Raw genomic sequence first — 22,819 nt, 5'->3', positions numbered from 1 at the left:
ACTGGGTACCCGCGGAAACATCACCGGGACCAGTCCACAATGGACACCTCCGCGGAACGGAGGGACCGGACGAAATATAATGTGAAGGAGAAAGCGAATGTTCAACGACAATTCGAGTGACGGAACCACTGGATTCGGCGGAATGATGGGCGACGGAATGATGGGATTCGGCGGTGGAATGATGGTTTTTGGGGGACTGATGATGTTGGCGGTACTGGCTCTCATCATCCTAGGAATCTGGGCGTTGGTCGTCTGGCTGCGTAATACCCGTTCCCGGCCCGAAGCACGCACCCCCACCGGCGCAGGAGCTGAAGGGGGTCAGAACCGTGCCCGTGAGATACTCGGCGAACGATATGCCCGCGGTGATCTGACCACCGACGAGTACAATGAACGCCTCGAAACTCTCAACGAGTAGACACACATCCAACCCCGAACCACTCAACACACGCCTCGTACAGACATTCCGTGCAATCGACTTTTGGAAATGACAGATCTTCGTTGCCAGTCGGTCCCAAGAATAGTGTTGCGGTGAAGGATCGGCTTCCGGGACCTTTTCAGGCTGCCTGCTTGTGCCAATTCTTAGCCTTAGATGAGACTCAGTTTTTACAGACCTACTAGGGTGTCTTCATGAATCCGATAACCTACGCCCCTCAAGATCTAGTCGTAGCGACCTGCGACAACATCGACATCCGCTTTGCAGGCGTCACTCTCGAGAATGCACCTAGCACAGTCGGCATCGGAGCCGGCGAGCCAAGCATTCAGTTTTATCTCAATGGAGTGCGCGGGCAGGAAACAATGGCGCGGGACAGCCAGTTTCAGCAGGACCTTCAAGAATGGGCGGAGCGCCGGAAGACTGCGGGACGGGATAGCAACGAGAATCTTTCTAAGATGCCCGGAGTTGTTGTCTTCGAGCGGATCACAACACAGGTCACGGATGACCTTGGCACCGAATACCGACGGGCAGGAGGTCAGGTGGCAGGCGGTGGAACGGAATGGGACGCGACCTGGTTCTACCTGCCTGCCCCACCACTGAATGCTCGGTCCCTCCGTTTTGATTTCAGCGTCGACGGCCAATCAACAGGAAAACACTGCGAAGTAAGTCTCTAGGCAGAGATCACGCTCAGCCGTCGCGGATTCATCCGGATGTCCGGTGGGGGATCGGCTGCCGGTCAGATCATTCGCGGGAAGGAGCGGACCTTCTCCTTAACCACTCCATCGCCCCAAGTGAGATGAAAACGCTAAGAGAAGCGATGACAATTGCGAGAATCCCCGGATCGATTCCTACTGCCAAGCCAACCAATAATATGACGAACGCGAATGCCAGGGTGAGACCGGACGCCTGCAGAATTTCGTTTCCACTCATCCGCCCATGATCCCAGTCTTCCAACTGAGTAGCGGATCGCCGATCCCTGAGCGGACGTTCGTAGTAGCGTGATCGTAGAGGTGATACGTGTGACGATGACGAAGGTGGGTCGTCGGCTGGTGCCGGCGCTGCTTGCTGGCACGCTCGGTTGTGCCGCTATCGGTGTGTTGCGGCGAATGGAACGCGAATACGACTCCACTGACACGCTGTCATCGACCACGGTCGCTGTGATGTATGCGACCTACGGCGCCCATGGTGCCGCCCTGGCGTGGGCCTGTGTTGGTCGTGTCTGGCCGGTGCCGTGCCCCACACGGCCGTCACGAATCGTCGGCAGCAGCCTGGCGATCGGGGGCGGCGCAGCGACGTTAGCTGGTGCCAGCCCCTTTGGGGTCGGCAAGCAGATCTCGGGCATAGCACCGGGCAGCTTGCACATGGCCGGCGTTTACCGGTACAGCCGGAACCCGCAGTATCTGGGTCTTGTTTTGGCTGCCACTGGCGCCGCGATCGGTTTTCGCTGTGCTGCTCGCCGCAGGCTTACTGGCGGTCTATCGTCGTTGGATTCCCACCGAGGAACACCACCTTGCCCGAATCTTCGGCACCGAGTACACCACGTATCAAGCCGCCACCGCGCGTTGGATCGGCTCACCAAGAACCAGCTAATCCATCGCGGCAGCTAGTGCAGTCACGCCCAGCTGATCAGCCTCATTCCGGGTGTCTTACAAGCCGATCCGTGACCGCGACAGCAGCAGTGACTATTGAATTCATAATTTTAGGTGACCAGTTTTGCGTAGACGACGTAGTTGTCGTCGAATTCGCCGGTGTCCGGGTCGTAGCCGTCGCAGGTGATTAGGCGTAGTTCGGATCCTTCGGTGTTGCCGTAGACCCTTTGGGTGGGAAACGTGTTCTTAGTGTATTGCTCACCGCGGTCGACGGTAAAGGTTGCTGTGGTGCCATCCTCACGGAGCACGTCGATGGTGTCACCGGCCTTGAGCTTGCGCAGGTCAGCGAAGATTCCGGGGCCGCTGTCGGTGGCGTTGACGTGTCCGAGGAGGACCGCGGGTCCGCGTTCACCGGGTGTGGGGGAGTCGTTGTACCAACTGGCGGGTGCGCCTGGACCATCGGGTGGAACCTCGAGCGAGCCGTTATCGCGCAGCCCGAGGCTAAGTAGCTCCGATCCCGCGCCGATGGCGGGAATGGTGAACGATACCGGGTCCGACGCCGGCAGGACCGGGACCTGGGCCGGTGCGGGCGCGGGTGTTCCGGGTGCGGGGGTTGTGGGTGGTTGAGTCGGGGCTGGTACCGCGGGCGTAGCGGAAGCGGAGACGGTCGGCGCTGGCGTTCCTTGGCTTTGGGCCGGAGTGTTGGTGGCGCAGCCGGTGAGGATTAAAACGGCGACCGCCGCAGAGGCCAGATAGCTTCTGCGACGGTCGCTGGGTGAACTAATCATGTGAGGAATTATGTCCGATCAGTTCGTGGTGTTTGGTGGAAATTATGCTTTGGCGTTGCTGCGGCGAACCATGAAGATTCCGCCGGCTGCTGCTGCCAAGACCAGGCCGCCACCGAGGGCGAGGACGCCGGTGTTGGATCCGGTTTCCTGGGCGACACCGGTGTCGGCGCCACCTTCAGGCATGGCACCCATCTGCTGTGCTGAGAGTACGCCACACAGTGATGGTGAGGTTGCGGCCAGGGGCAGTTCTGGGGCGATGTCGCTCGGTGCTGCTGCGGCTTCGGCGCTCAGTGTTGCTGGGTCCAGGCCGTGAACGACGACGACGGCCGTGCCGGCTTCGAGTCCTGCCTTGGTTTCGGCGCTCAGCTGCACATCGTCGCGCTGGATCTGGTAGCTGCCGCCCATGCCAGCCAGCTCGAGGTCCAGGGCTGCTGCGGGACTGGTGTCTCCGCTGGTGGTCAGCGTGTTGGTGATGGGGCCGTAGGAGGGATTGCCTTCGGTGGTGTTGATGACGCCGTCGCCGTTTTCGTCAGCGGCGGGGGTGGGGCACTCACCTGCAGCCTGTTCGCCGGTGTGGATGTGCTGGACGTGGGGGTACGGGGCGTCCTTGAAGGTTTCGGCAAGGCCGGAGACCTTCAGGTCCACAGAAGCGGTGTCGCCGTGGACGTCCAGGGTGATGCTTCCCGTGCCGCCGCTGCCGTTGAGTTCATTCAAAGTTGCGGAGTGGGACCCCTCCGCGGCCATGGCTGGCGAGGATGCCATTGCCAGGGCGCCAAGAGCGAGGGTGGGTACTGCAAGGAAACGCATTGCCTTATTCATAAGATCAATTCCTTCACTGTGCGTTCATATGCACCAGAGTTGGTGCGCTTGCTAGGTAGTTCGGAGCGGGCTGCTGTGTGGATTGGTTTCCCCCACACAATTCACACTGCAGCACGCTCCACCGCTCGTTGAGAGTGGCTTCTGCTCACTGTAATCAGGGCAAGGCCCTGTGACAAGGCCCTGTTGGGAAGCGCCGTGGTGTGAAGCGCCGTGGTGTGACACATGGTGCGGGTGAGGTTTACCAGCAGGGGACAGCTGTCCATTCAATCCACTGCGGGTTATCTGTTCGCGGAGTGAGAGTAAGCAGCCAAACCAGGTGGGTTAGGTGTGTTCCATACTGCTTTTCAAGCGAATGAGCCCGTCGCGGATGCGGGTTTTGGCTGTTGATAATGGAATGCCGAGGTGGACGCCGACTTGCTGGTAGGTGAGCCCGTCGTAGAAGGCCAAATTGATCGCTTCACGGTGGGTGGGACTGAGGGTTTTGAGGGATCGGGTGATGGCTTGTTCTTCGAGCCGGTTGATTGCTGTTTCGGCTGTCTGGTCAAAATCCGGTGTGTAGGTTGCCACGGCGTAGGCGGTGTTGCGATTCGACGATGTGTGCTCGGCCCGCGCCCGGTCCAAGGTCCTGCGATGGGTAATCATCATCAACCAGGCGACAGGGTGGCCTTTGGATGCCTCAAAGGTATGGGCTTTCTGCCATACCTGCAGGAAGACGTCCTGGGTGATTTCCTGGCTCAGGGCCGAGTCGACAATCATCTGTTGGGCGAGCCGGTAAACCCGGGAGGACATCACCCGGTAAAGGTCAGCGAATGCGTCCTGATCGCCAGCTGCCGTAAGGGTCAGTAATCTTCTCACCCTGGTGCGGTGCGTGAGCTGAGCTGTCTTCATGTGAAAGCCAGGCAAGCCAGGGCATCTATTGGCGTACCGATGCCAGCCATGCGGTTTCCCTCCACTACCCGGCGCTGAGGGTCCATAATCACTGAGCGTAAACCATATTGTTCTAGAGACACTGCTCTGGTAGCTTCAGAACACGGTCACCAGGGTCCGTGGTCACGCTCGAGCCCGCACCCTTGCACCCAGAGGGCGGACCAGTTTGCAGGCGCCGAATTTTGCCCGCGTCAGATATGGTGCGGGTGTGACCTGTGAGGATGCTGCTGGGGTGGATCTTGGGATGACAAATGTTGAAGCGGATGAGGATACCGGTTTCTTGCTAGCCGACGCGAAGAAGTACACGGTGATCGACCTCGAAGCACGCCGCCATCATTGTGTTCACAGGGTATTAGCGGCCCGCCAGGTGTGTGAAGAAGCCAACGTTTCGCCGGTTGATGGCGGCTCCGCGCAGACCGGTCCCGCCTCCGCCGATCAGGAGCACGCTCAAGGGTTGTTGTGCGCGGCGGTTCGGGAACTGGAAGAAACCGATGCCCTCCTTGAGCAAGCACGACAAGAAAATGAATCTTGCATCATCAGGTAAAGCTCAGGCGATGTGCGTAGTGACTTAGCTATCCTCATGTGCGAGTGACTGATGGCCGGAGTTTTTCTCCCGGCCGAAAGCGTCGGAGAACACAACTAGCGGCCCTCACCGTGTGTTCTCCGACGCTTTTGTCATGCCACCACCGGCAGTCAATGGCTTATGAGTGGGTCACGGGATTTGACCGCCAAAACACAACGGTCATTTTGGTCGCTCATTGGTCTTCGAAAAAGGCAATCCAACACGCTGTAGGTGACGAATATCATGCGGCGGTGGTTTTCCGGCAACGGCGCGTCACGTCGACTGACGGCCAAAACAGTTGTTCCCCTAAAGGCCCGGTTCTCCTGAAGGTGTCGTGAGCCGCCAAGTTTGCGGCACCTCACCTCTCAGGCGAGGGCCGAAACTCAAACCATTGTGGGTAACCAAGTCTTGGGGCAGGTCACGTGGGGTTGATAGTTTCTTAGGCGGCTAGCGCCATTTTGTTGATGGTCTCAAACTCGATCGGGGTTAGTTTACCGAGTGCTTCCTGCCGTCGCCGGCGGTGGTAGGTCCGCTCGATCAGGGTGATGATGATCAGGCGCAGTTCCTGCGCCGGTTTTCGAACGGATCCGGCGTTTCGATCGTAGACTTGGAAAATGGACAGCAGGGATGTCAATACGGGATCTGTGGTGGGAGGCGCTGTTGAAGCGGAAAGGACGCCCGGCGGCGTGGCATCCGGTGTGATCTTTGGTGGGCGGTACAAGCTTGGCACTCTCATCGGGCAGGGCGGGATGGCGTCGGTGTATGAGGCGCGCGATGAGGTGCTCGGCAGAGAGGTGGCGGTCAAGCTTTTCCGTGTGGGCGTAATCGGAGACGATGAGACCGACCGGCAGCTGGGCGAGGCAAGAGTCCTGGCCGGGCTGAGCCACCGCAACCTTGTGACGGTTTTTGACGTCGGCACGGAAACCGCAACGTTCCACCCTCAGACCTACCTGGTCATGGAACTGGTCCAAGGCGAGGATCTCCACCGTGCCAGATACAATTCATCACTCACCGAAGAAGAGACGGCGGCCATGGGTGCCGGAGTGGCCGATGCCCTTGCTTATATTCACGGCCGCGACATAGTCCACCGCGATGTGAAACCTGCCAATATCCTCCTCGGTGGGCGCGGGGACGTGCAGCGGGCGTGGAACCCCAAACTCACGGATTTCGGTATTGCCCGGCTGATGGACGGTGCACGGTTGACCGCCACGGGACAGTCCATCGGTACTGCGGCGTATTTGAGCCCAGAACAGGCTGAGGGAATTTCCGTTACTCCAGCCAGCGATGTCTACTCTCTGGGGCTTGTATTGCTGGAATGCCTCACCGGGGACACCGCCTTTCCGGGTCCCGCAGCGGCATCTGCTGCGGCACGGTTGTATCGCGGCCCGCAGATCCCTGCAGCGCTGAGCAGCGACTGGACCCAACTACTCCATGCCATGACCGCCCGGGATCCTCTGGCCCGTCCCACCTCGGCCGATACAGCGTCAGTGCTACGTTCCCTCCCGAGCCCCGGCGCTCCGCGCGGATTGAACACTGTCAATTATTGGACACCGTACCCGGAGACCGTTTTGCCGGTTGGCTCAACGCCTGCTCTCCAGCGAGATTTCGCGTCGCAGGACGGCCAGCCGACTTCAGCCATACCCACCGCCAGCCGGACAGGTAAATTACCCTCGCATTCCGTCATTACCCTAACGGAAGGGGGGTCGACTCACCCGCATCCGGAAGGAAAGCAAGGCCAGCCGGGGCAACGCCGCAGACCAAGGGCCATGCGATGGGTGCTGATAGCTCTTATCCTGGCAGTGGCGCTGTTGGTTATGGCTGTGATCCTAGTGCCGGCCCTCGATATCGGACACGGGCCCGACCCCGTTCCCGTTGATTATCCCGCAGCCCCCGGAGAACTCGGGGATCTTTTGGAGGAGCTACAGGACAGCGTGGCACCACGATGAAAAAGATCAGATTCAGGCGCCGCACCCTGGCGGTAAGCGTCAGTGTGGCCTTGCTCAGCGGATGCAGCAGTACCTCAGCTGGCTACGGCCCGGACGCAGCCCGGCAACTCCAATCCGATGTGCTGGCCGTGACGCAATTCTCTGTTGATGAAAACTACGAAGAAGCCCTAAATGTTTTAGATGAGCTCAGTGTCCGCTTGGACGCCCTGGCGTCCAGCGGATCCGTTGCACCCGACCGGCAGCAGCGCATAGAAGACGCCATCGCGGCCGTCCGGACTTACCTCGAAGACAGGGTAGGTGACCAGACAGATCCAACCCAACTGGCACCCGAACCACAAACGCCCACACCGTCACCGTCACCGTCACTAAGAGAATCCGCACCGGCACCTGGTGAACTGCCGCCCCTACCTCCTCCTGCCCTTGCCCCACAGGTTCCAGCGCCGGGTCCGAGCGAACCAGCGCTCAGCGAACCAGTACCACCACCACCGCCGCCGCCGCCGACTGAACCGCCGCCCAGCGAACCACCACCACCGCCGCCGCCGCCGACTGAACCGCCGCCCAGCGAGCCAGTACCACCACCGCCGCCCAGCGAGCCAGTACCACCACCGCCGCCCAGCGAGCCAGTACCACCACCGCCGCCCAGCGAGCCAGTACCACCGCCGCCGCCCAGCGAGCCAGTACCACCGCCGCCGCCCAGCGAGCCAGTACCACCACCGCCGCCCAGCGAACCAGTACCACCACCGCCTGCCGGTCCCTGAGTCGTCTGCGGGAGTAACAGACGCTTCCCTGTTTTGAGCTGCTGCGGTGATTTCGGACAGCGGATTTGATGGTTTTCTCTACGCTGCCAGGGCTGGCTGTTGGTAACTGTCGTGGACTTCGTTAGGCCGTCGATAACCGGCTCTTCACGGTTGGTGGTGAATCCGGGGTTCGTGTCGTAGCAAAGTAAGGGCCCGTGGCCCTGTTGAGATGGATGTGTCTAGCATTCTTCTCAAGTCAGGAACCACGAGCCTTGAACCAGCCTACCCAGTCATGCCCGGATGCGGCGACGACACTGTTCAATCTGCCCGACTACCGAATCGTCACCGCCGTTACGAACGGTGACGGTATCCGTGTTGTCACCATCGCCTCGGACTTCCCGCCGGGCTGCCCTGGCTGCGGCATGATTTCCACCCGTGTGCATTCGAGACGGAGACAGCGAGTTCGCGACATCCTTGTCGCCGGGCTGGTGAGCGTGTGGTGGGCCAAGCGCCGGTTCTTCTGTGACGAACCTGCCTGCACCCGGAAGACCTTTGCCGAGTCGACCCCGCAAGTGCCCCGCTTCGCCCGGTCTACGGCCAGACTCAAGGACACGCTCAAAGACGCCGTCGTCTCCTCCGGCAGAGCGGCCAGCGAGGTCGCGGCCGCGTTCGGGGTCTCCTGGTGGCTGGTCAACACTGTTGTTGTCGCTGCCGCCCTGGCGCTGCCATCGGTGGACCTGCTGACCCCGGCACGGCTGGGGATCGATGAGCACCGCTACCGATCCGTGCGCTGGTTCAAGGACCAGCAGAGCGGGAAATGGTCCCGGTTCGAGCCATGGATGTCCACCATCGTCGATGTCGATTCCGGCCAGGTACTGGGCATCGTGAACGGCCGCGACAGACACGGCGTCGGGGCTTGGCTCAAGTCCCGACCCGCCGCCTGGCTGGCCGGCATCGAAACGGTCGGGATCGACCCGTCGGCGGCGTTCCGCAAAGCCCTGCGCGAGCACCTGCCCGATGCCGCCGTCAGCGTGGATCACTTCCACCTCGTCTTGCTGGCCAATGACATGCTCACCGGGGTCCGCCAGCGCGTCGCCCGGGAGCAACACGGGCGCCGCGGCCTGAAAACGGACAAGGCCTGGGCCCACAGGCGGTTGCTGCTGCGCGGCTACGACACGCTCTCCGAGGCTGGCAAGAAACGACTCGATGATGTCTTCGCCACCGATGACCCGACCCAGGAACTCGCCGCCGCCTGGGGAGTGAAGGAAGCACTGCGACTGATGCTTTCCAGTAGCAATCCGGCCAGCGTTCAAGAGCGCCAAGAGTTCTTTGAGCGCCAGGTCAAGGCGGCGGCGATGAAGGAAACTGACCGGCTGCTGACCACCGTGACCAAGTGGTGGCCAGAGATCCAAACACTGCTCGACACCCGGGTCACCACGGCGAAAGTCGAGGCAGCCAACACGATGATCAAAAACATCAAACGGATTGCTCGAGGGTTCCGCAACCCGACCAACTATCAATCACGTATCCTACTAAGAAGTGCCGCCCGGACGGTGGCATGAATTCATCTCAGCGGGCTGATATTCACCACGAAACGCGAAGAGCCCGATAACCGAGCGTGGAGTGTCGCCGCCGACTATTGAAAAACCCCTCGGTGTAGAGGATTACGTCGCTGCGTGCTTGTGATTTCGTCGCGTAAACGGTCCGGTAAGAACGCTCGTTCTTGAGCATTGAGAAGAAAAGATTCCGCCATACTGTTGTGACTGTTAGCCAGAAATGGCGGCTAATCGCAACTTCAATTGGCGGTTCTGTCATCCCGTTAGCAGATCGGCTTACGGACACCCGGTTCAACTAGGCTGCCGATCTGGATGTCGTCCACTTGCTGTGTGCCACAATAGGTTGTGTGGTACATTACCTACATGGGAGTGGAGTTCGCGGACTCGGCAGATAAGCATGGTGTGGCGCGGGAAGATGCTATACATGCCATCCACAATGCGTGTTACGTCGAACCGGAATTCGATGAAGCTCGGGTTCCCGGGCGGTCCAAGCCGACGCTTTACATCGGCCCGCCCCGCCAGATTAAGGGACCCTTGTTGGAAGTGATGATCGAACCGTACCGCCAAGGACGATCTGGATATTTCACGTCATGGAGGCGCGACAGAAGCATTTGGACAGAATGGGAGGAACCACGTAATGACTGCGATGAAGGCCACGGGCGGCCACACCAAGGAGCGAGAAGTGCAGGAGCGCTTCCACCAGCTGGCGAACTGGGCAGAGAATGAGATGGAACTGAAGCCGGACTCGACCACTGCCTTGCGCGGCGCTGACGCGGCCGCACATGCTAGGGCAATGTTCGAGGCGGCCGGCGTCGACGCCGGGGAGCTGGCCCGGCTCATTGGCGGGCGTCCCAGTCTGGACCCCAACGCCGCCCCCGGCGCGCACTCGCCCAAGCTAAACGTCCGGGTCCCGGAGCCGGTCAGTGAGGCTTTGGCCGCCCAGGCAAGGACACTTGGCCTGACCACCAGTGCACTGGCCCGAAGGATCCTCACGGAATGGCTGAACAGCCGTCCGCAGGAAACAAACCGGATCGCCTGACTTAACTACGGCCAATCGCTCAGAGAAGGGATGGCAACCGAAGAACCGACGCGCACGCACCGGCTCTTCATACGTAACAGCCAACGAACCAGCAACAGTGCCGGTGCTGAGCCCACCTAGTTCCGTCGGATTTCGGGCCCGGGCTGGTGCAGCGGTAGGGGATTCCCCCACCGCGACACATTTACGAGACTCCCCCACCCGCAGAAATCCTGTCATTTTCAGAAGCCAGCTTCACTCGTGCGCTACTGCGAGGAAACCCAATGCAGCCGACTTCTGAAAATGACATCTGCGCATGTTGGAGGTTTGTAGCGAAAACGAACGTTACTGGTCTTTCCTCGGCGACCGGCCATGGTGGCCAAAGTGCCCAGTGTGGGGTGCGTGCCGGGAAGAGGAGTCAACTACAGCCCGCACGCACGATTGATCAGGACTGGCCGCTGAGCCTTTGAATGAAATCGTCAGCCTGGGTCAGGTTGCGGGCCATTTTAGTCCGTTGGTTCACGGCCTTCTCCAGAAACTCAGCCATCCTGCCATCCATGCCATTACTTGATATGTCATAGGTTGCCAGGATGCTGAGTATTTCGGCCATTTCCTCAAGCGAGAACCCCAAAGGCTTCATTTGCTTGATGACCACGAGACGGTCGAAATCGTTTTCCGAGTACACGCGGAAGCCGCCGTCTGTGCGTGCCGTTGCCGGGAGCAGTCCGACGTCGTCATAGTGCCGGATTGTCCGCAGAGACAGCCCGGTTCTGTCTGCCAGCTCGCCGATATGCATAGTGGAACTGCTGGTTTTAGCTGTCATCAAAGCTCTCCGTCCTGATACCGGCTCAAACTCTACCATCACGTTAGGGTAGAGTTGTTTGTGAGCGGTGAACCTTCAAAGTCGTTCCCCTCTTCCCGGCGCGGTGCCGCGCCCCCTTTATTTCTTCTGAAAAGTGAAGGCGCTGCTGTGCGTCTTCTTGACCTTGAACGGAGCCATTATGGCGACCACAACCACCGGACACGTACCGGTGCTGACTCCTGAGCAGCTGCAATCCGTTACAGGGACGCTGAAATCCCCGCGGCGCCTGAAAACCGAGGTGCTGGCCGGCCTGGTGGTGGCTCTGGCGTTGATTCCCGAAGCGATCGCATTTTCCATCATTGCGGGGGTAGACCCGCGCATCGGTCTCTTTGCCTCCTTCACCATGGCAGTATCCATCGCTTTCCTTGGTGGCCGGCCGGCCATGATTTCCGGCGCTACCGGTGCGATAGCGTTGGTGATCGCACCGCTGGTGGCAAGTCACGGCGTCGATTACTTTATCGCCGCGGTCATACTGGCGGGAATCTTCCAGGTGATCCTTGGCCTGACCGGTGTTGCGAAACTGATGAGGTTCATTCCGCGTTCGGTAATGGTTGGGTTCGTCAATGCGTTGGCGATCCTGATTTTCATGTCCCAGGTATCGGAACTGCTCGGTGTCTCCTGGCTCGTGTATCCGTTGGTGGCCTTGGGTCTGCTGATCGTTTTCGGTCTGCCTAAAATGACCAAAGTCGTGCCCGCACCACTGGTTGCCATTGTCGTTCTCACTTTCTTTACGGTGTTCGCCGCGGTTGCGGTGCCGACCGTCGGGGACAAGGGTGAGCTGCCCGACAATCTGCCTTCGCTGTTCATCCCGAACTTGCCGTTTAGCCTGGAAACCTTCCAGATCATTGCTCCTTTCGCACTGGCCATGGCCTTTGTGGGGCTGCTGGAGTCTTTGATGACGGCCAAGCTGGTGGACGACGTGACCGATACCCGCTCCAACAAGACCCGTGAGTCCTGGGGCCAGGGGGCAGCGAACGTCATCACCGGGTTCTTCGGAGGCATGGGCGGCTGCGCGATGATCGGTCAGACCATGATCAACGTGAAAGCCTCCGGTGCGCGGACGCGGATCTCCACCTTCATGGCCGGAATGTTCCTGCTGATCCTGGTGGTTGCCCTGGGCGGCATTGTCGCGGTCATTCCCATGGCCGCCCTGGTCGCAGTGATGATCTTCGTCGCGGTGGCGACCTTCGACTGGCACAGCGTCCGCCCTTCCACGCTGCGGATGATGCCTAAGAGTGAAACCATCGTCATGATCTCCACCGTGGTCGTGGTTGTGGTCACCCACAACCTCGCCATCGGCGTTGGCGTCGGTGTGCTGGTGGCCATGGTGCTCTTCGCCCGCCGGGTGGCCCACTTCGTAACCGTGGACCGGACCGTAACGGAGGTCAACGGTGAACAAGCCGCCACCTACAAGGTCGACGGAGAACTCTTCTTCGCGTCTTCCAATGATCTTTATACGCAGTTCGACTACGCGTTGGACCCGGATAGGATCTTGATCGATATGAGCGGATCGCACCTGTGGGACGCCTCCACCATCGCATCACTGGACGGGATCACCGAGAAATACCACCACCACGGCAAGACCGTAGAGATCATCGGACTCAACGACGCCAGCGTACTCATGCGCGAACGCCTCGGCGGCAAACTCGGCGCTGGCCACTGATCCCGCTGATTCCCTGGCACGAATCCGGGACCGTTGGGTCCGATAAGCAGATGGCCCTCCGCTAAAAGCTCGGTGGGCGTCGATAGAGTCCCAAAGATCCTCACTGGGCGGTCGGGCGTCATATAACCGTATGAATTGCGCCTGCGTCAGTGCTCCGCGTTTCGGTTACCGGGGGTGTTGTTGCCTTGGTAGCCTTCCTGGGAAAAAACACTCTCTTCGGACCCATCGCTTGATCATTACCAGTAACGGATTGATCCGATTGCAGGACACAAGAACCGCCAATTCAAGCTGCGATTAACCGCCATTTTCGGTTAACAGTCACACGGTTGGTTGAAGCCCAGTGTTCGCGGCGGTTCCCGTGGTCGTGTCTTGTCTCAGTAATGTGTCTCACGTGAGCTATTCTCAACAAAGCAGATTAGGGCCTTTGATGAGCTGGTAGGGGAGTGGGCGTGGGAAGTATCGGGTATGCCAGGGTCAGCACGCTGGAACAGAACGCGGACCTGCAGTGTGCGGCGTTGACTGCTGCGGGCTGTAAGCGGATTTTTACCGATCATGGTGTGAGCGGAACGAGGGCCAGTCGGTCCGAAATGGACAAGATGCTCGACCATCTTCGGGAGGGCGATGAGGTCGTGGTCTGGAAGTTAGACCGGCTGGGGCGAAACATTCGCAACCTGCTGGCTCTCATCGATGATCTGGAACACCGGGGTGTGCACTTCCGCAGCGTCACGGAAGGCATCAGCACAACCGGGTCGATGGGCAGAGCCATGCTCACCGTCATGTCCGCGTTCGCCCAGCTTGAGCGCGACCAACTGGCCGAGCGGACAAGGGCTGGCATGGCCGCAGCCGCCGAACACGGGCGGAAGGCCGGCCGGCGGGAAGTTACCGCAGACCATGTGACGGTCAAGCGCGCCCGTGATCTGAAGGTTCAGGGCCTCGCCCCTGCCGATATCGGGAAGATCATCGGGGTAAGCCGCGCCACCGTGTACCGGTACCTGAGCATGGGAAGCAACGACGTGCTCTGATTGGGACCGAAGGCGACGCCACGGGCGGCCGGAATGGGCGCGTGGCGCGCGATATACGTTTCTGCGGGGCACTACTCTTGCCGAACACCGGCCATGGCGGTCGCCGCGGCCATAGGAAATGCTCTGAGCACTGAGCTGGACCCGCCACATAGCGCTGACAGAACGCCTCCAAATACCGCTTCGATTCACACCGGGCCAGCATGCCCAGTCGAATGGTTCGTTTGCGTGTCTCGTTGAACTGTTGTTTTACGAAATGGCCGCATCAGTGAGGCGCCCCGCAGCTATTTGATCTGGGGCCGGTTTCGCGTTACCGCGATACGTCCGCGGGCTACCGTGCAAGGGCGCGGATAATCTCCTCAGGGGAGAGCCTGCGCTCTCCCACGTAGTACAGGACAGCACTTTCGGGCAGTTGTGTGTCCCAACCGGGGTTGATCACAGCCCCTTCGTGCTGGACAGCGAGCACCGTGGTGGTGAAGCTCCGTCCCATTGCTTCCTGGACTTGTCCGAAATTTACCTGCGGGAGCGCCTCTGGCAGGGGCGTGCTGTAGGTATTCCGGCCGCCGTGGCTCATGAGGTCAGCGTAAACGACAGCGATGCCGGGATCCTGCAGCTCTTCAGTCGCAAGGCGAGGCGAGTGCCACTGTACACAGCGGACGTCTGCGTCGACATAGGAGAAGTTGAGGGCGCGGTTCATATCGCGCAGCGTAACGACTGTGTGCGCGTTGGGGTTCACATGCGTGACTGCCACGGTGACGGCAAGTGCTTCATTATCGTCGCGGGCGTCGATGAGCACGCGCGCGGCACGGTGCACCCCGGCACGCCGCAGCACGCTTTCCTCGGCAAGATCACCGCGGACGAAACCAAGATCGGGCTGCTCGGGCACCGGATTCTCCGGAACATCCTCCCAAGCGCACAGGGCAACCGCAGGGGCATCATCGGCGGTAATCTCGTGAAGCAGCCGTTCGGTGCGCCCGGGGGTGTAGCCCACGATCACGAGGTGGTCCGACATATCCAGATCCAACTGGCCCTTCATGCGTTGTCCCTTCGAATTCTCGATCGCCATTGCGATCCGGGTAAACAGGGTGGTCAGTGTAACGATGCCGCCGACAATGACGTAAACCCCGACGAGGCGACCGCCGACCGTGGTCGGGAAAAAGTCGCCGTATCCGACCGTGGCGGAGGTGACCAAAAACCACCACCAGTAACTCTCCGCCGAAGTGATTGTGTTGCTGGACGGCTCAGCCCAAATCATGAGGGGCCAACTGGTGAGGAACACCACGATGATGATGAGCGCCGGCATCACCCAGAAACGCGAACGCCTGAGCCGCCGGATCAGACGGGACAGTACAAATGGCATCCCTGTGTTCCCCTTCTTTCTCGCGGGACAATACCTTTTGACCATACCCTCAAAAATCCGCCGCGGACGGCGCCCGAGTTTGTCGCCACGAAGCCAGGACAGGGTGTTGAGCTAGTGTAGATGCTGCGGCTCACCCCCAGATGGACGGCTTCGAGCTGGACCACAAGGGCTCCACCCGCCCACAGGGGGATGACCCACAACAGGAACAGCGAACACTGATCCCGAGTTTTAACGAAGACTGGGCGGTATGCCAGGTTGTTCACCTGTCAGCCGTGGTCTCAAAGCGTCTCGCAACTACGCCTGCGTTACCAAAACGGACGATTCTTGGTGTCAAGCGGTGGTAGCAACATCGTCGTTGAGTAGTTTGGTGAATACTTCTCGTGGTGTGAGGTATCCCAGGGTGGCGCGTGGGCGGTCATTGAGTTCATCGGCGATAGCGTCGAGGTAGGGCTGGTGGCTGGTGATCTCAATGCCTTTGGGTAGATACTCCCTGATCAGTCCGTTCGTGTTCTCATTCGAGCCCCGCTCCCACGGAGAGTGGGGGTGGGCGAAGTAGACCGGCAGCTCCGTGGCCACGGTCAGCTGCGCATGTCGGGCCATCTCGGTTCCCTGATCCCAGGTCAAAGAGCCGCGCATCAGCGCCGGCAGATCGTTGACCCGATCGATGAGGACATCAGCCAGGCCAGCGGCCTTCTTACCCTCGGGCAGACCCAGCATGATCAGGAACCTACTGGAGCGCTCCACCAGAGTAGCCACAGCGGTCTTGCCCGCCCTGCCGATCACTAGATCCCCTTCCCAGGACCCAGGAACACGACGGTCCGTTGCGGTCTCGGGCCGATCATCGATACTGACCATCCCGATGATCCTCCCGCCGGTACGCTCACCAAGGGGCTTGCGACGCTTCCTAGCGGTGCGCTTGGATTGCAGCAGGATTCCTTCCCGTGCGAGCTCGCCTTTAGGCATCGCGTAAATCCACCGGTAGATCGCTTCGTGAGACACAGTCCGGCCTTGCGCGTCGGGGGATTTGACCATGGGTTCAACGCTGGAGTCCGTGGCCTCCAAAAGCAAACGCCCAGCTACTTGACGTGGTGTCCTGGAGCGGAACAGGTCCGCTTTCACCCGGGCAGCGAGGACCGGGTCCGTATCGATTTTGCGGGCCTGCGGGCGCTTCCGACGATCCTCTGCCTCACAGTCCGCGGTCACCGGTTTGTAGCCACGAGTCCTCGTGGAGTTCCGGTTCCGTTCCCGCCATACGATCGTATGGTCCCGGCCGATCTCCACCCCGATCTGCCGGTCCGTATGACCAGCCCGGATCCCCATCGCAATGTCCGCCCGATCAAGTTTCAAGTCCGCGTTCTCTTTCCGCAGTCGCAGCAACTCAGCCCTTTCGGACTCCGTCACATCGGTCTCACCGGTGTCATTGCGGGCCTTGAAGCTGTTGACCCACCGGCCCAGGGTCGCCTCGTTGATACCGAGCTCCCGGGCAACAGTCGCAACCGGCCTACCAGTGGTGAGGACCAGCCTCACTGCCTCGTCCTTGTATTCAGGAGTGAACTCCCGACGTGCTCTTGCCATAGTGAACATTCTCTCTTGTGAGGTGTCCACCATCCGGGGTCAAGGCCAATCCGGTGTAAATGGACGAAGGAGTGACCGTAGGCCGTGAATCACGGGCCTGGCGACAAAGGGATCTGTTGTACTTGCGTCAATCGTAGTGCTCATTTTCACGAGCCTAGTCGGCGTTCAGCACGAAGAAGATAAAACCTATAAACGATTGACGACCTTCGAGGTTCGGCGGGAGTATCTCCTTGGGTGCGTCGAGGGGAGAAGGGACCGGCCGCAGCTCAGCAAGTGGTTCGGAGGAACGTGGCTGGCTCAGGTCGGCGACGTGCAACTCTTCGTAGTGACCGTTTAAGAGTTTGGCCCCGTTGGGTGCCACGCTACCACTAGGCTCTGAGGCAGATCCTCATCGAGTGAGTCACCCCTAAGGAGACCGTGTTGCCAAGTTTCGCCAGTCGTCTCATGCCAGTTTTCCTCAAGCTCACCCAGGCCAATGCGGTGTTCAGGAGCCCAGAAAAGGCCAGAGAGCACATGGCCAAGCGCAGTATTCGTCCAAGCTCTTATGGGCCGCCGTCACTGCTGCGTCGGGATGTGTCTGTATCGGTGGATCACGCTCAAGGCTGGCCCGTTTATACGCTGACTCCCAAAACCGGTCGTGTCGTTGGGGGAGCGGTCTACCTCCACGGCGGTGGATGGGTGAACGAGATTGCATTACAACACTGGCAGCTCGCAGCACAGATCGCCGCGGAGGCAAAGGTAGCTGTCACTGTCCCGATTTACCCGCTGGTGCCGTTCGGCACCGCGGAAGAGGTCATCCGCAAAGTCGTCGAGCTCGTTCTCAACAGCGTTGCGCTGTATGGCGAAACAACGCTGGGCGGAGATTCTGCCGGCGGCGAGATCGCGTTATCCGCTGCAGTCTTACTACGCGATGAGCATGAGATGGTCCTTCCACAAACGGTTTTGATCGCTCCAGCCCTGGACCTTTCGCTCAAGAACCCGCAGATCGACGTCGTCCTGCGCACCGATCCGTGGCTGGGACGCGAAGGAACTCAGGTGTTCATTGAACAATGGCGCGGCGAGCGCTCTGTTGAGGATCCGCTGGTCAGTCCACTCAATGCTGAGCTGTCCGGAATCGGTCCGCTGACCATTTTCTGTGGAACACGCGACATGGTCCACCCGGACACACGCCTCCTGGTTGACAAGGCCTCAAGGGCCGACGTCGTCGTCGAGTTCCACGAAGGAGACGGGTTGGTGCACGTTTACCCGCTGACACCAACCCCCGAAGGACGGGCTGCTCGAAAGATCATCGTGGAGCGTTTTGGAACCGCTACTGAACGGCCCTGATTAGGGCCATTGGCACGCACGAAGCACGGGTGGTTGACTTGGCAGTATGTGTGGACGTTACGTTATGGCTCGTGCTGCAGGAGACCTCATCGCTGAGGCGGAGGCAGAGACCGACGACGCCCTTCAGCTGAGGCAGTCATGGAATGTCGCTCCCACCTCGGATGTTCCGATTGTTCTGGAGCGTCTGATTGACGGAACTGTGACCCGTCAGGTGCACGTGGCCAGGTGGGGCCTTGTTTCCAGCTGGGCCAAGGATATGTCCGTGGGTGTGCGTGCCTTCAACGCCCGTAGCGAGACCGCGGCGGAGAAGCCCACCTTCAAATCCTCCGTGAAGTCCCGGCGCTGCGCTGTGCCGGTAGAGGGCTACTACGAATGGCGCAAGGAACCTGGCGGTAGCAAAACCCCCTTCTTTGTCCACCGCGGGGACGGCCGCCTGACCTTCTTCGCGGGGCTGTACAGCTGGTGGAAGGATCCCACGAAAGAGGACAGCGATCCAGAGCGCTGGCTGCTCTCCACCTCCGTGATCACCATGGCGTCACCGGAACCAGGGGCACCTGGGGTCCTCGACGAACTGGCTAGCCTGCATGACCGGCTGCCCATACCCATGTCCACTGAAACCATGAGCGAATGGCTCCACCCGGGTAACGGTGACGGAGCAACACTGCTTGACCTGGTGCGCAACGGCGCCTTCGACGCCGCGTCCGCATGGCGTCTGGACAGGGTGGGCTCCGAGGTAGGGAACGTGCGCAACGATTCGCAGGACCTCATCACACCAGTGACCTAATTGCCGCCCGTATTGTTTCGAACATATATTCGAATACACTAGAGGCTCAAGCAATCAACACCCGTAAACGGAAAAACCTGGAAGCCCCAACCCGGCACCAGAAATCCGCCGGGAGTCAAACAAGGGGCGAGGTGGCTGAAGTGGGACTATTCAGCGAATCAGTCGAAGTGGTGTGCGCACCTTCTGGCAGACCACTGGAACTACAGTGGCGCGGACACAGCTACCAGATGGCCGCCGAGCCACTGCGCTGGTATGAACGGCGCAACTGGTGGGCAGAAGAAACCCGCGCCGAAATCGGCAGAGGGGCAGGCCTGGTGGACCACGAAATCTGGCGGGTACAGGCAAGAATCAACAAAGCCTCACAAATCCTCACGCTGGACATCTCCAGACAAATAAACACCGGAAACTGGCGGATCATCCGAATCCACGACGCCATCCGAGACCTCAGCGCCTGAGAACACCATGAGCTTCACCCACCTCAACGTATCCACAGCCTTCAGCTCCCACTATGGAGTCTCCTGGCCAGACACCCTAGCCGCAGCAGCAGCAGCAGACGGCGCAGACGCCCTCGCCTGCACGGACAGAGATGGCCTCTACGGAACCGTAAAACACCTCAAAGCCTGCCTGGAGAACAACCTCGACCCCATCATCGGCGTCAACCTCGCAACCATCGAACCACACGGAACCGGATGGAAAACAACAGGACGAGTAGTCATCCTCGCCCACGGACACATCGCCGGAGAAGGCTACAAAGCACTCTGCCGGCTGATCTCAGACGCCCACACAGACACCACCCACAAACGAGCCAGCAAACCCATAGGCATAACCCCAGAACAACTAGCCCACAGAACATCAGGGAACGGCAGCCCGGTCCTCACCACACTGATTGGCCCCTCCTCCGACGTCGGACTGGCAATGCGCCACAGAAGTTACCGCCAAGGACGCATACTCCTCAACCAATGGCGCAACATCCTGCCCACAGGCTCCCTCGCCGTCGAACTCGCAAGCCACCTCAGCCCGCCAGGGGAACACCTCAGTAACGCCCACGCCGTACGAATGCTCCGCATCGCCGAAGAAGCCGGAAACCCCGTCATCCTCACCAACGCCGTCAGATACTGCGAAGTAGACGGCGCCGCAACCGCAGACGTTCTCGACTCCGCCCGCGCACTGACCTCACTCTCCGGCCTACCCGAACTCCAACCCAACGGGCAAGGCTGGCTCAAAAGCAGCAAGGAAATGAAAGCGCTCGCAGGCGAACTGGCCAGGGAAGCCGGAAGCGGAACGGCAGGAGCGGCCCGGATGCTGGCGTCCACTGCAGAGCTGGCGGACATCTGCCGGATAGACCCAGTACTGGACATGGGCTGGAAACAGCCAGTGGTCCCTGAAGCCACAGTGATCGGGATTGACCAGGACCCCCTCGTGGAACTCCGCCAACGGTGTGATGCAGGACTGACAATCCGTTTCCCCAACGCAGGGATGTCAGAGGAACACGGGCTGCGTAACCGGCTGGAACACGAGCTGGGCATCATCGACAGGTTGGGTTTCTCCTCCTACTTCCTCACCGTGGCCGAGGTATCAACCATGATCAGGAACATGGGAGTTCGCGCCGCCGCCAGGGGGTCTGGAGCCTCGAGCCTGGTGAATTATCTGCTCAATATCAGCCAGGTCAACCCGCTAGCGCATGATCTGGTGTTCGAGCGATTCCTCTCCAAGGACAGATCCACCCTGCCGGATATCGATATTGATGTGGAGAGCGCAGAACGGCATAAGGTCTATCACCGAATCTTTGAGCGCTTCGGCGCCGAGCGGGTCACGTTGATGAGCATGCAGAACGGGTACCGGGCGCGCGGTGCGGTCCGCGATGCTGGTCAGGCTCTGGGCATGGACCAGGAAGAGATCTCCCTGATAGCCCAACAGCTGTGGAGGTTCTCTGCCGGCAAATTCCGTGAGGCGATGGTGGAGAAACCGGAGCTGCGAGAGTTTTCCGCCCAAGTTGGGCAGAACAGGCAGCTGGACCTACTGGTGGATATCACGGAGCGGCTGGACCGACTGCCACGACATATTTCAATGCATCCCTGCGGAGTCATTCTGGGGTCGAAAAATCTGCTGGACCGTACTCCCGTCCAACCCAGTGGCCTCGGTCTGCCCATGTCCCAGTTCGACAAACACGACATGGATCCCATGGGAATGCTCAAGCTTGATGTGCTGGGGGTCAGGATGCAAAGTGCCATGGCGTACGCGGTGCGCGAGATCATTCGTATTCATCCTTCCCGTCAGGAAGTCACCGAAGCAGGGCAACATCGCGTGGACGACGGCGGACGGGGACCGGATTACATTGCCGGCGATGGCCGGATAGAACTGGATGCCATTCCGCTGGATGACCCCGCTACGTTTGATCTGATTCGTAGCACCCATACTCTTGGTTGTTTTCAGATCGAGTCTCCGGGGCAGCGTGAGCTGGTGGGAAAGATGGCTCCCCGCGAGTTCAACGATCTCATTATTGATATTTCTCTTTTCCGCCCTGGCCCCATGAAATCGGATATGGTGCGGCCATTCTTGGAGTACCGGCACGGCTGGGCGCCGGCAAAATATCCGCACAAAGATCTGGAACCGGTCCTGAAGGAAACGCATGGAGTCACGGTTTTCCATGAGCAGATCCTGCGAACTTTTGACATCATGACGGGCTGCGGTTTAGCCAAGGCGGATGTGTTTCGACGCATGCTGGGGGATGAAAAGAAGGAGAGGGAAGTGGAGGCCTACTTCCGGACTCATGCAGAAAACCGCGGATACGGGCAGGACGTCATCGATCAGGTGTGGGGGACCATGAAAGCGTTTGGCAGCTTTGGTTTCTGCAAGGCCCACGGTGCGGCTTTCGCTGTTCCCACCTATCAGTCCGCCTGGCTGAAGGCCCATCATCCGGAAGCTTTTCTTGCTGGACTGTGGGAACACGACCCAGGGATGTACCCGCGCCGGCTGCTGGTTGCGGAGGCGCGACGCATGGGAATTCCCATTCTGCCCCTGGATATCAACCGCAGTGCTGCTGATTACAGGGTGGAAAGGGAAAAACAAGATGAGAAGCTGGGGATTCGTCTCAGCCTCGCGGGTATCTACGGGCTTTCCGCTGCCGAGCTCAAACGTATTGTTGCGGGACAGCCCTATGATTCGTTGGCTGATGTACGGGACCGGGCAAAAGTGAGCCGTCCAACCATGAAGCGGCTGGCACAGCTGGGAGCTTTTGATTCCCTGAACCGTGCGTCAGGATCCCGGGGAAGCCGAACAGACCTCATCCATCACCTGAATTCGGTTGCTGGAAGGACTCCTGCCCGACGGCACGAGATGATTCCCGGGCAACTTTCGCTGCCGCTGGGGGATCTGGAACTGCGCAACCTCAGGGCCGAACGGCCGGAACCGGAAGTCTTCGAAAAGGTCCGGACGGAACTGGATCTGATGGCTATGGACACAACGGCCCACCTCATGGACAGTTATGGTCCACTGCTGCAGCAACTGGGGGCCACGCCGGCGGAGAAATTGCTGGATCTGCATAACGGGACGGAAGTCCTGGTTGCCGGTATCCGGGTGGCAACCCAGACACCTCCCATGCGTGGGGGCCGCCGGGTGGTGTTCATCAGTATCGACGACGGCACAGGATGCATAGACTGCACCTTCTTTCATCAGGCGCAGGAGAGTGCCGGCTCAAAATTATTCGGTACCGAAATGCTGCTCATCAAGGGGGTGACGCGGCGGACAGGTCCACGGGGAATGTCGCTGCAGGCCACCAACGCCTGGGATCTAACGGTCAGGGATTCGCTTCCGTTGCCGGTTGTGCCGCAACTAGTGGCTGGTGAATGAATCGAGCCC

The 22,819-nt window shown here is 59.9% G+C and carries 20 protein-coding genes and 2 pseudogenes; 13 read left to right on the top strand and 9 right to left on the bottom strand.

Annotated features, from left to right (window positions below):
* Positions 1–97 precede the first annotated feature (97 nt).
* The 3 genes from JOE65_RS09565 (at position 98) to JOE65_RS09555 (ending at position 2,040) form a co-directional block, all read left to right on the top strand.
* Positions 98–415: an SHOCT domain-containing protein gene (locus tag JOE65_RS09565; RefSeq protein WP_239536677.1), complete on the top strand. Its 318-nt coding sequence runs from the start codon at positions 98–100 to the stop codon at positions 413–415.
* Between the two features lie 212 nt (positions 416–627).
* The gene (locus tag JOE65_RS09560) at positions 628–1,107 is read left to right on the top strand and encodes a hypothetical protein (protein WP_205162965.1); all 480 of its coding nucleotides are present in this window, start codon (positions 628–630) and stop codon (positions 1,105–1,107) included.
* Positions 1,108–1,452: 345 nt separating this feature from the next.
* Positions 1,453–2,040, top strand: coding sequence for a methyltransferase (locus JOE65_RS09555; protein WP_205162964.1), 588 nt, complete (start codon positions 1,453–1,455; stop codon positions 2,038–2,040).
* A 92-nt stretch (positions 2,041–2,132) separates the two neighbouring features.
* On the opposite strand, the gene JOE65_RS09550 is transcribed toward JOE65_RS09555, so the two are convergent.
* The 3 genes from JOE65_RS09550 to JOE65_RS09540 all read right to left on the bottom strand — a co-directional run bounded on the left by JOE65_RS09550 (position 2,133) and on the right by JOE65_RS09540 (position 4,517).
* Positions 2,133–2,810, bottom strand: a complete 678-nt coding sequence (locus JOE65_RS09550; protein ID WP_205162963.1) for a class F sortase — start codon at positions 2,808–2,810, stop codon at positions 2,133–2,135.
* 42 nt (positions 2,811–2,852) lie between these two features.
* Positions 2,853–3,629: a CHRD domain-containing protein gene (locus tag JOE65_RS09545; RefSeq protein WP_205162962.1), complete on the bottom strand. Its 777-nt coding sequence runs from the start codon at positions 3,627–3,629 to the stop codon at positions 2,853–2,855.
* A 321-nt stretch (positions 3,630–3,950) separates the two neighbouring features.
* Positions 3,951–4,517: a sigma-70 family RNA polymerase sigma factor gene (locus JOE65_RS09540; protein WP_205162961.1), complete on the bottom strand. Its 567-nt coding sequence runs from the start codon at positions 4,515–4,517 to the stop codon at positions 3,951–3,953.
* 247 nt (positions 4,518–4,764) lie between these two features.
* On the opposite strand from JOE65_RS09540, the gene JOE65_RS09535 reads away from it, so the two are divergent.
* Positions 4,765–5,100, top strand: a complete 336-nt coding sequence (locus tag JOE65_RS09535) for a hypothetical protein (protein ID WP_205162960.1) — start codon at positions 4,765–4,767, stop codon at positions 5,098–5,100.
* Between the two features lie 457 nt (positions 5,101–5,557).
* On the opposite strand, the pseudogene JOE65_RS09530 reads toward JOE65_RS09535, so the two are convergent.
* Positions 5,558–5,686 (bottom strand): annotated as a pseudogene (locus JOE65_RS09530) (IS3 family transposase); the annotation flags it as partial.
* A gap of 46 nt (positions 5,687–5,732) precedes the next feature.
* On the opposite strand from JOE65_RS09530, the gene JOE65_RS09525 reads away from it, so the two are divergent.
* Entirely contained in the window at positions 5,733–7,064 is a 1,332-nt protein-coding gene (locus JOE65_RS09525) for a serine/threonine-protein kinase (RefSeq protein ID WP_205162959.1), read from the top strand.
* A 462-nt stretch (positions 7,065–7,526) separates the two neighbouring features.
* Here the strand turns inward: JOE65_RS09525 and JOE65_RS15325 are convergent, their stop codons facing one another.
* The gene (locus tag JOE65_RS15325; protein ID WP_205162958.1) at positions 7,527–7,805 is read right to left on the bottom strand and encodes a hypothetical protein; all 279 of its coding nucleotides are present in this window, start codon (positions 7,803–7,805) and stop codon (positions 7,527–7,529) included.
* A gap of 268 nt (positions 7,806–8,073) precedes the next feature.
* On the opposite strand from JOE65_RS15325, the gene JOE65_RS09515 reads away from it, so the two are divergent.
* Entirely contained in the window at positions 8,074–9,363 is a 1,290-nt protein-coding gene (locus JOE65_RS09515) for an ISL3 family transposase (protein WP_205162957.1), read from the top strand.
* 22 nt (positions 9,364–9,385) lie between these two features.
* Here the strand turns inward: JOE65_RS09515 and JOE65_RS09510 are convergent.
* A pseudogene (locus JOE65_RS09510) lies at positions 9,386–9,541 on the bottom strand (IS3 family transposase); the annotation flags it as partial.
* Positions 9,542–9,994: 453 nt separating this feature from the next.
* Between JOE65_RS09510 and JOE65_RS09505 the strand changes: the two are divergent.
* On the top strand, positions 9,995–10,396 hold the full coding sequence (locus tag JOE65_RS09505) for a hypothetical protein (RefSeq protein WP_205162956.1): 402 nt from the start codon (positions 9,995–9,997) through the stop codon (positions 10,394–10,396).
* 421 nt (positions 10,397–10,817) lie between these two features.
* On the opposite strand, the gene JOE65_RS09500 is transcribed toward JOE65_RS09505, so the two are convergent.
* Entirely contained in the window at positions 10,818–11,195 is a 378-nt protein-coding gene (locus tag JOE65_RS09500) for a MerR family transcriptional regulator (protein ID WP_205162955.1), read from the bottom strand.
* 178 nt (positions 11,196–11,373) lie between these two features.
* Between JOE65_RS09500 and JOE65_RS09495 the strand changes: the two genes are divergently transcribed.
* Complete coding sequence (locus JOE65_RS09495) at positions 11,374–12,897, top strand: SulP family inorganic anion transporter (protein WP_205162954.1); 1,524 nt, start codon at positions 11,374–11,376, stop codon at positions 12,895–12,897.
* A gap of 449 nt (positions 12,898–13,346) precedes the next feature.
* Positions 13,347–13,919 carry a recombinase family protein gene (locus tag JOE65_RS09490; protein ID WP_205162953.1) on the top strand — a complete coding sequence of 191 codons (573 nt, stop codon included), beginning with the start codon at positions 13,347–13,349 and terminating at the stop codon, positions 13,917–13,919.
* Positions 13,920–14,247: 328 nt separating this feature from the next.
* Here the strand turns inward: JOE65_RS09490 and JOE65_RS09485 are convergent, their stop codons facing one another.
* A complete protein-coding gene (locus JOE65_RS09485) occupies positions 14,248–15,276 on the bottom strand; it encodes an ion channel (protein WP_239536676.1) in 1,029 nt (342 codons plus the stop codon).
* A gap of 330 nt (positions 15,277–15,606) precedes the next feature.
* Positions 15,607–16,851 carry an IS30 family transposase gene (locus JOE65_RS09480; RefSeq protein ID WP_205162951.1) on the bottom strand — a complete coding sequence of 415 codons (1,245 nt, stop codon included), beginning with the start codon at positions 16,849–16,851 and terminating at the stop codon, positions 15,607–15,609.
* 444 nt (positions 16,852–17,295) lie between these two features.
* Here JOE65_RS09480 and JOE65_RS09475 point away from each other — a divergent pair, with 444 nt between their 5' ends.
* The 4 genes from JOE65_RS09475 to JOE65_RS09460 all read left to right on the top strand — a co-directional run bounded on the left by JOE65_RS09475 (position 17,296) and on the right by JOE65_RS09460 (position 22,810).
* A complete protein-coding gene (locus JOE65_RS09475) occupies positions 17,296–18,177 on the top strand; it encodes an alpha/beta hydrolase fold domain-containing protein (RefSeq protein WP_205162950.1) in 882 nt (293 codons plus the stop codon).
* A gap of 46 nt (positions 18,178–18,223) precedes the next feature.
* Positions 18,224–18,961, top strand: a complete 738-nt coding sequence (locus JOE65_RS09470) for an SOS response-associated peptidase (RefSeq protein ID WP_205162949.1) — start codon at positions 18,224–18,226, stop codon at positions 18,959–18,961.
* 140 nt (positions 18,962–19,101) lie between these two features.
* Positions 19,102–19,416 carry a DUF6504 family protein gene (locus JOE65_RS09465; protein ID WP_205162948.1) on the top strand — a complete coding sequence of 105 codons (315 nt, stop codon included), beginning with the start codon at positions 19,102–19,104 and terminating at the stop codon, positions 19,414–19,416.
* A 7-nt stretch (positions 19,417–19,423) separates the two neighbouring features.
* Entirely contained in the window at positions 19,424–22,810 is a 3,387-nt protein-coding gene (locus JOE65_RS09460; protein WP_205162947.1) for a DNA polymerase III subunit alpha, read from the top strand.
* Positions 22,811–22,819 lie beyond the last annotated feature (9 nt).

This window comes from Arthrobacter roseus, assembly GCF_016907875.1.
Taxonomy (GTDB): domain Bacteria; phylum Actinomycetota; class Actinomycetes; order Actinomycetales; family Micrococcaceae; genus Arthrobacter_J; species Arthrobacter_J roseus.
This window is presented reverse-complemented; position numbering and strand designations above follow the sequence as displayed.

Excerpts from the sequence above, each read along its gene's own strand:
- JOE65_RS09500 (WP_205162955.1), bottom strand. The coding sequence starts at position 11,195 with ATGACAGCTAAAACCAGCAGTTCCACTATGCATATCGGCGAGCTGGCA.
- JOE65_RS09475 (WP_205162950.1), top strand. The coding sequence starts at position 17,296 with ATGCCAGTTTTCCTCAAGCTCACCCAGGCCAATGCGGTGTTCAGGAGC.
- JOE65_RS09460 (WP_205162947.1), top strand. The coding sequence starts at position 19,424 with ATGAGCTTCACCCACCTCAACGTATCCACAGCCTTCAGCTCCCACTAT.
- JOE65_RS09525 (WP_205162959.1), top strand. The coding sequence starts at position 5,733 with ATGGACAGCAGGGATGTCAATACGGGATCTGTGGTGGGAGGCGCTGTT.
- JOE65_RS09540 (WP_205162961.1), bottom strand. The coding sequence starts at position 4,517 with ATGAAGACAGCTCAGCTCACGCACCGCACCAGGGTGAGAAGATTACTG.
- JOE65_RS09565 (WP_239536677.1), top strand. The coding sequence starts at position 98 with ATGTTCAACGACAATTCGAGTGACGGAACCACTGGATTCGGCGGAATG.
- JOE65_RS09545 (WP_205162962.1), bottom strand. The coding sequence starts at position 3,629 with ATGAATAAGGCAATGCGTTTCCTTGCAGTACCCACCCTCGCTCTTGGC.
- JOE65_RS09470 (WP_205162949.1), top strand. The coding sequence starts at position 18,224 with ATGTGTGGACGTTACGTTATGGCTCGTGCTGCAGGAGACCTCATCGCT.
- JOE65_RS09550 (WP_205162963.1), bottom strand. The coding sequence starts at position 2,810 with ATGATTAGTTCACCCAGCGACCGTCGCAGAAGCTATCTGGCCTCTGCG.
- JOE65_RS09505 (WP_205162956.1), top strand. The coding sequence starts at position 9,995 with ATGACTGCGATGAAGGCCACGGGCGGCCACACCAAGGAGCGAGAAGTG.
- JOE65_RS09480 (WP_205162951.1), bottom strand. The coding sequence starts at position 16,851 with ATGGCAAGAGCACGTCGGGAGTTCACTCCTGAATACAAGGACGAGGCA.
- JOE65_RS09495 (WP_205162954.1), top strand. The coding sequence starts at position 11,374 with ATGGCGACCACAACCACCGGACACGTACCGGTGCTGACTCCTGAGCAG.
- JOE65_RS09560 (WP_205162965.1), top strand. The coding sequence starts at position 628 with ATGAATCCGATAACCTACGCCCCTCAAGATCTAGTCGTAGCGACCTGC.
- JOE65_RS09485 (WP_239536676.1), bottom strand. The coding sequence starts at position 15,276 with ATGCCATTTGTACTGTCCCGTCTGATCCGGCGGCTCAGGCGTTCGCGT.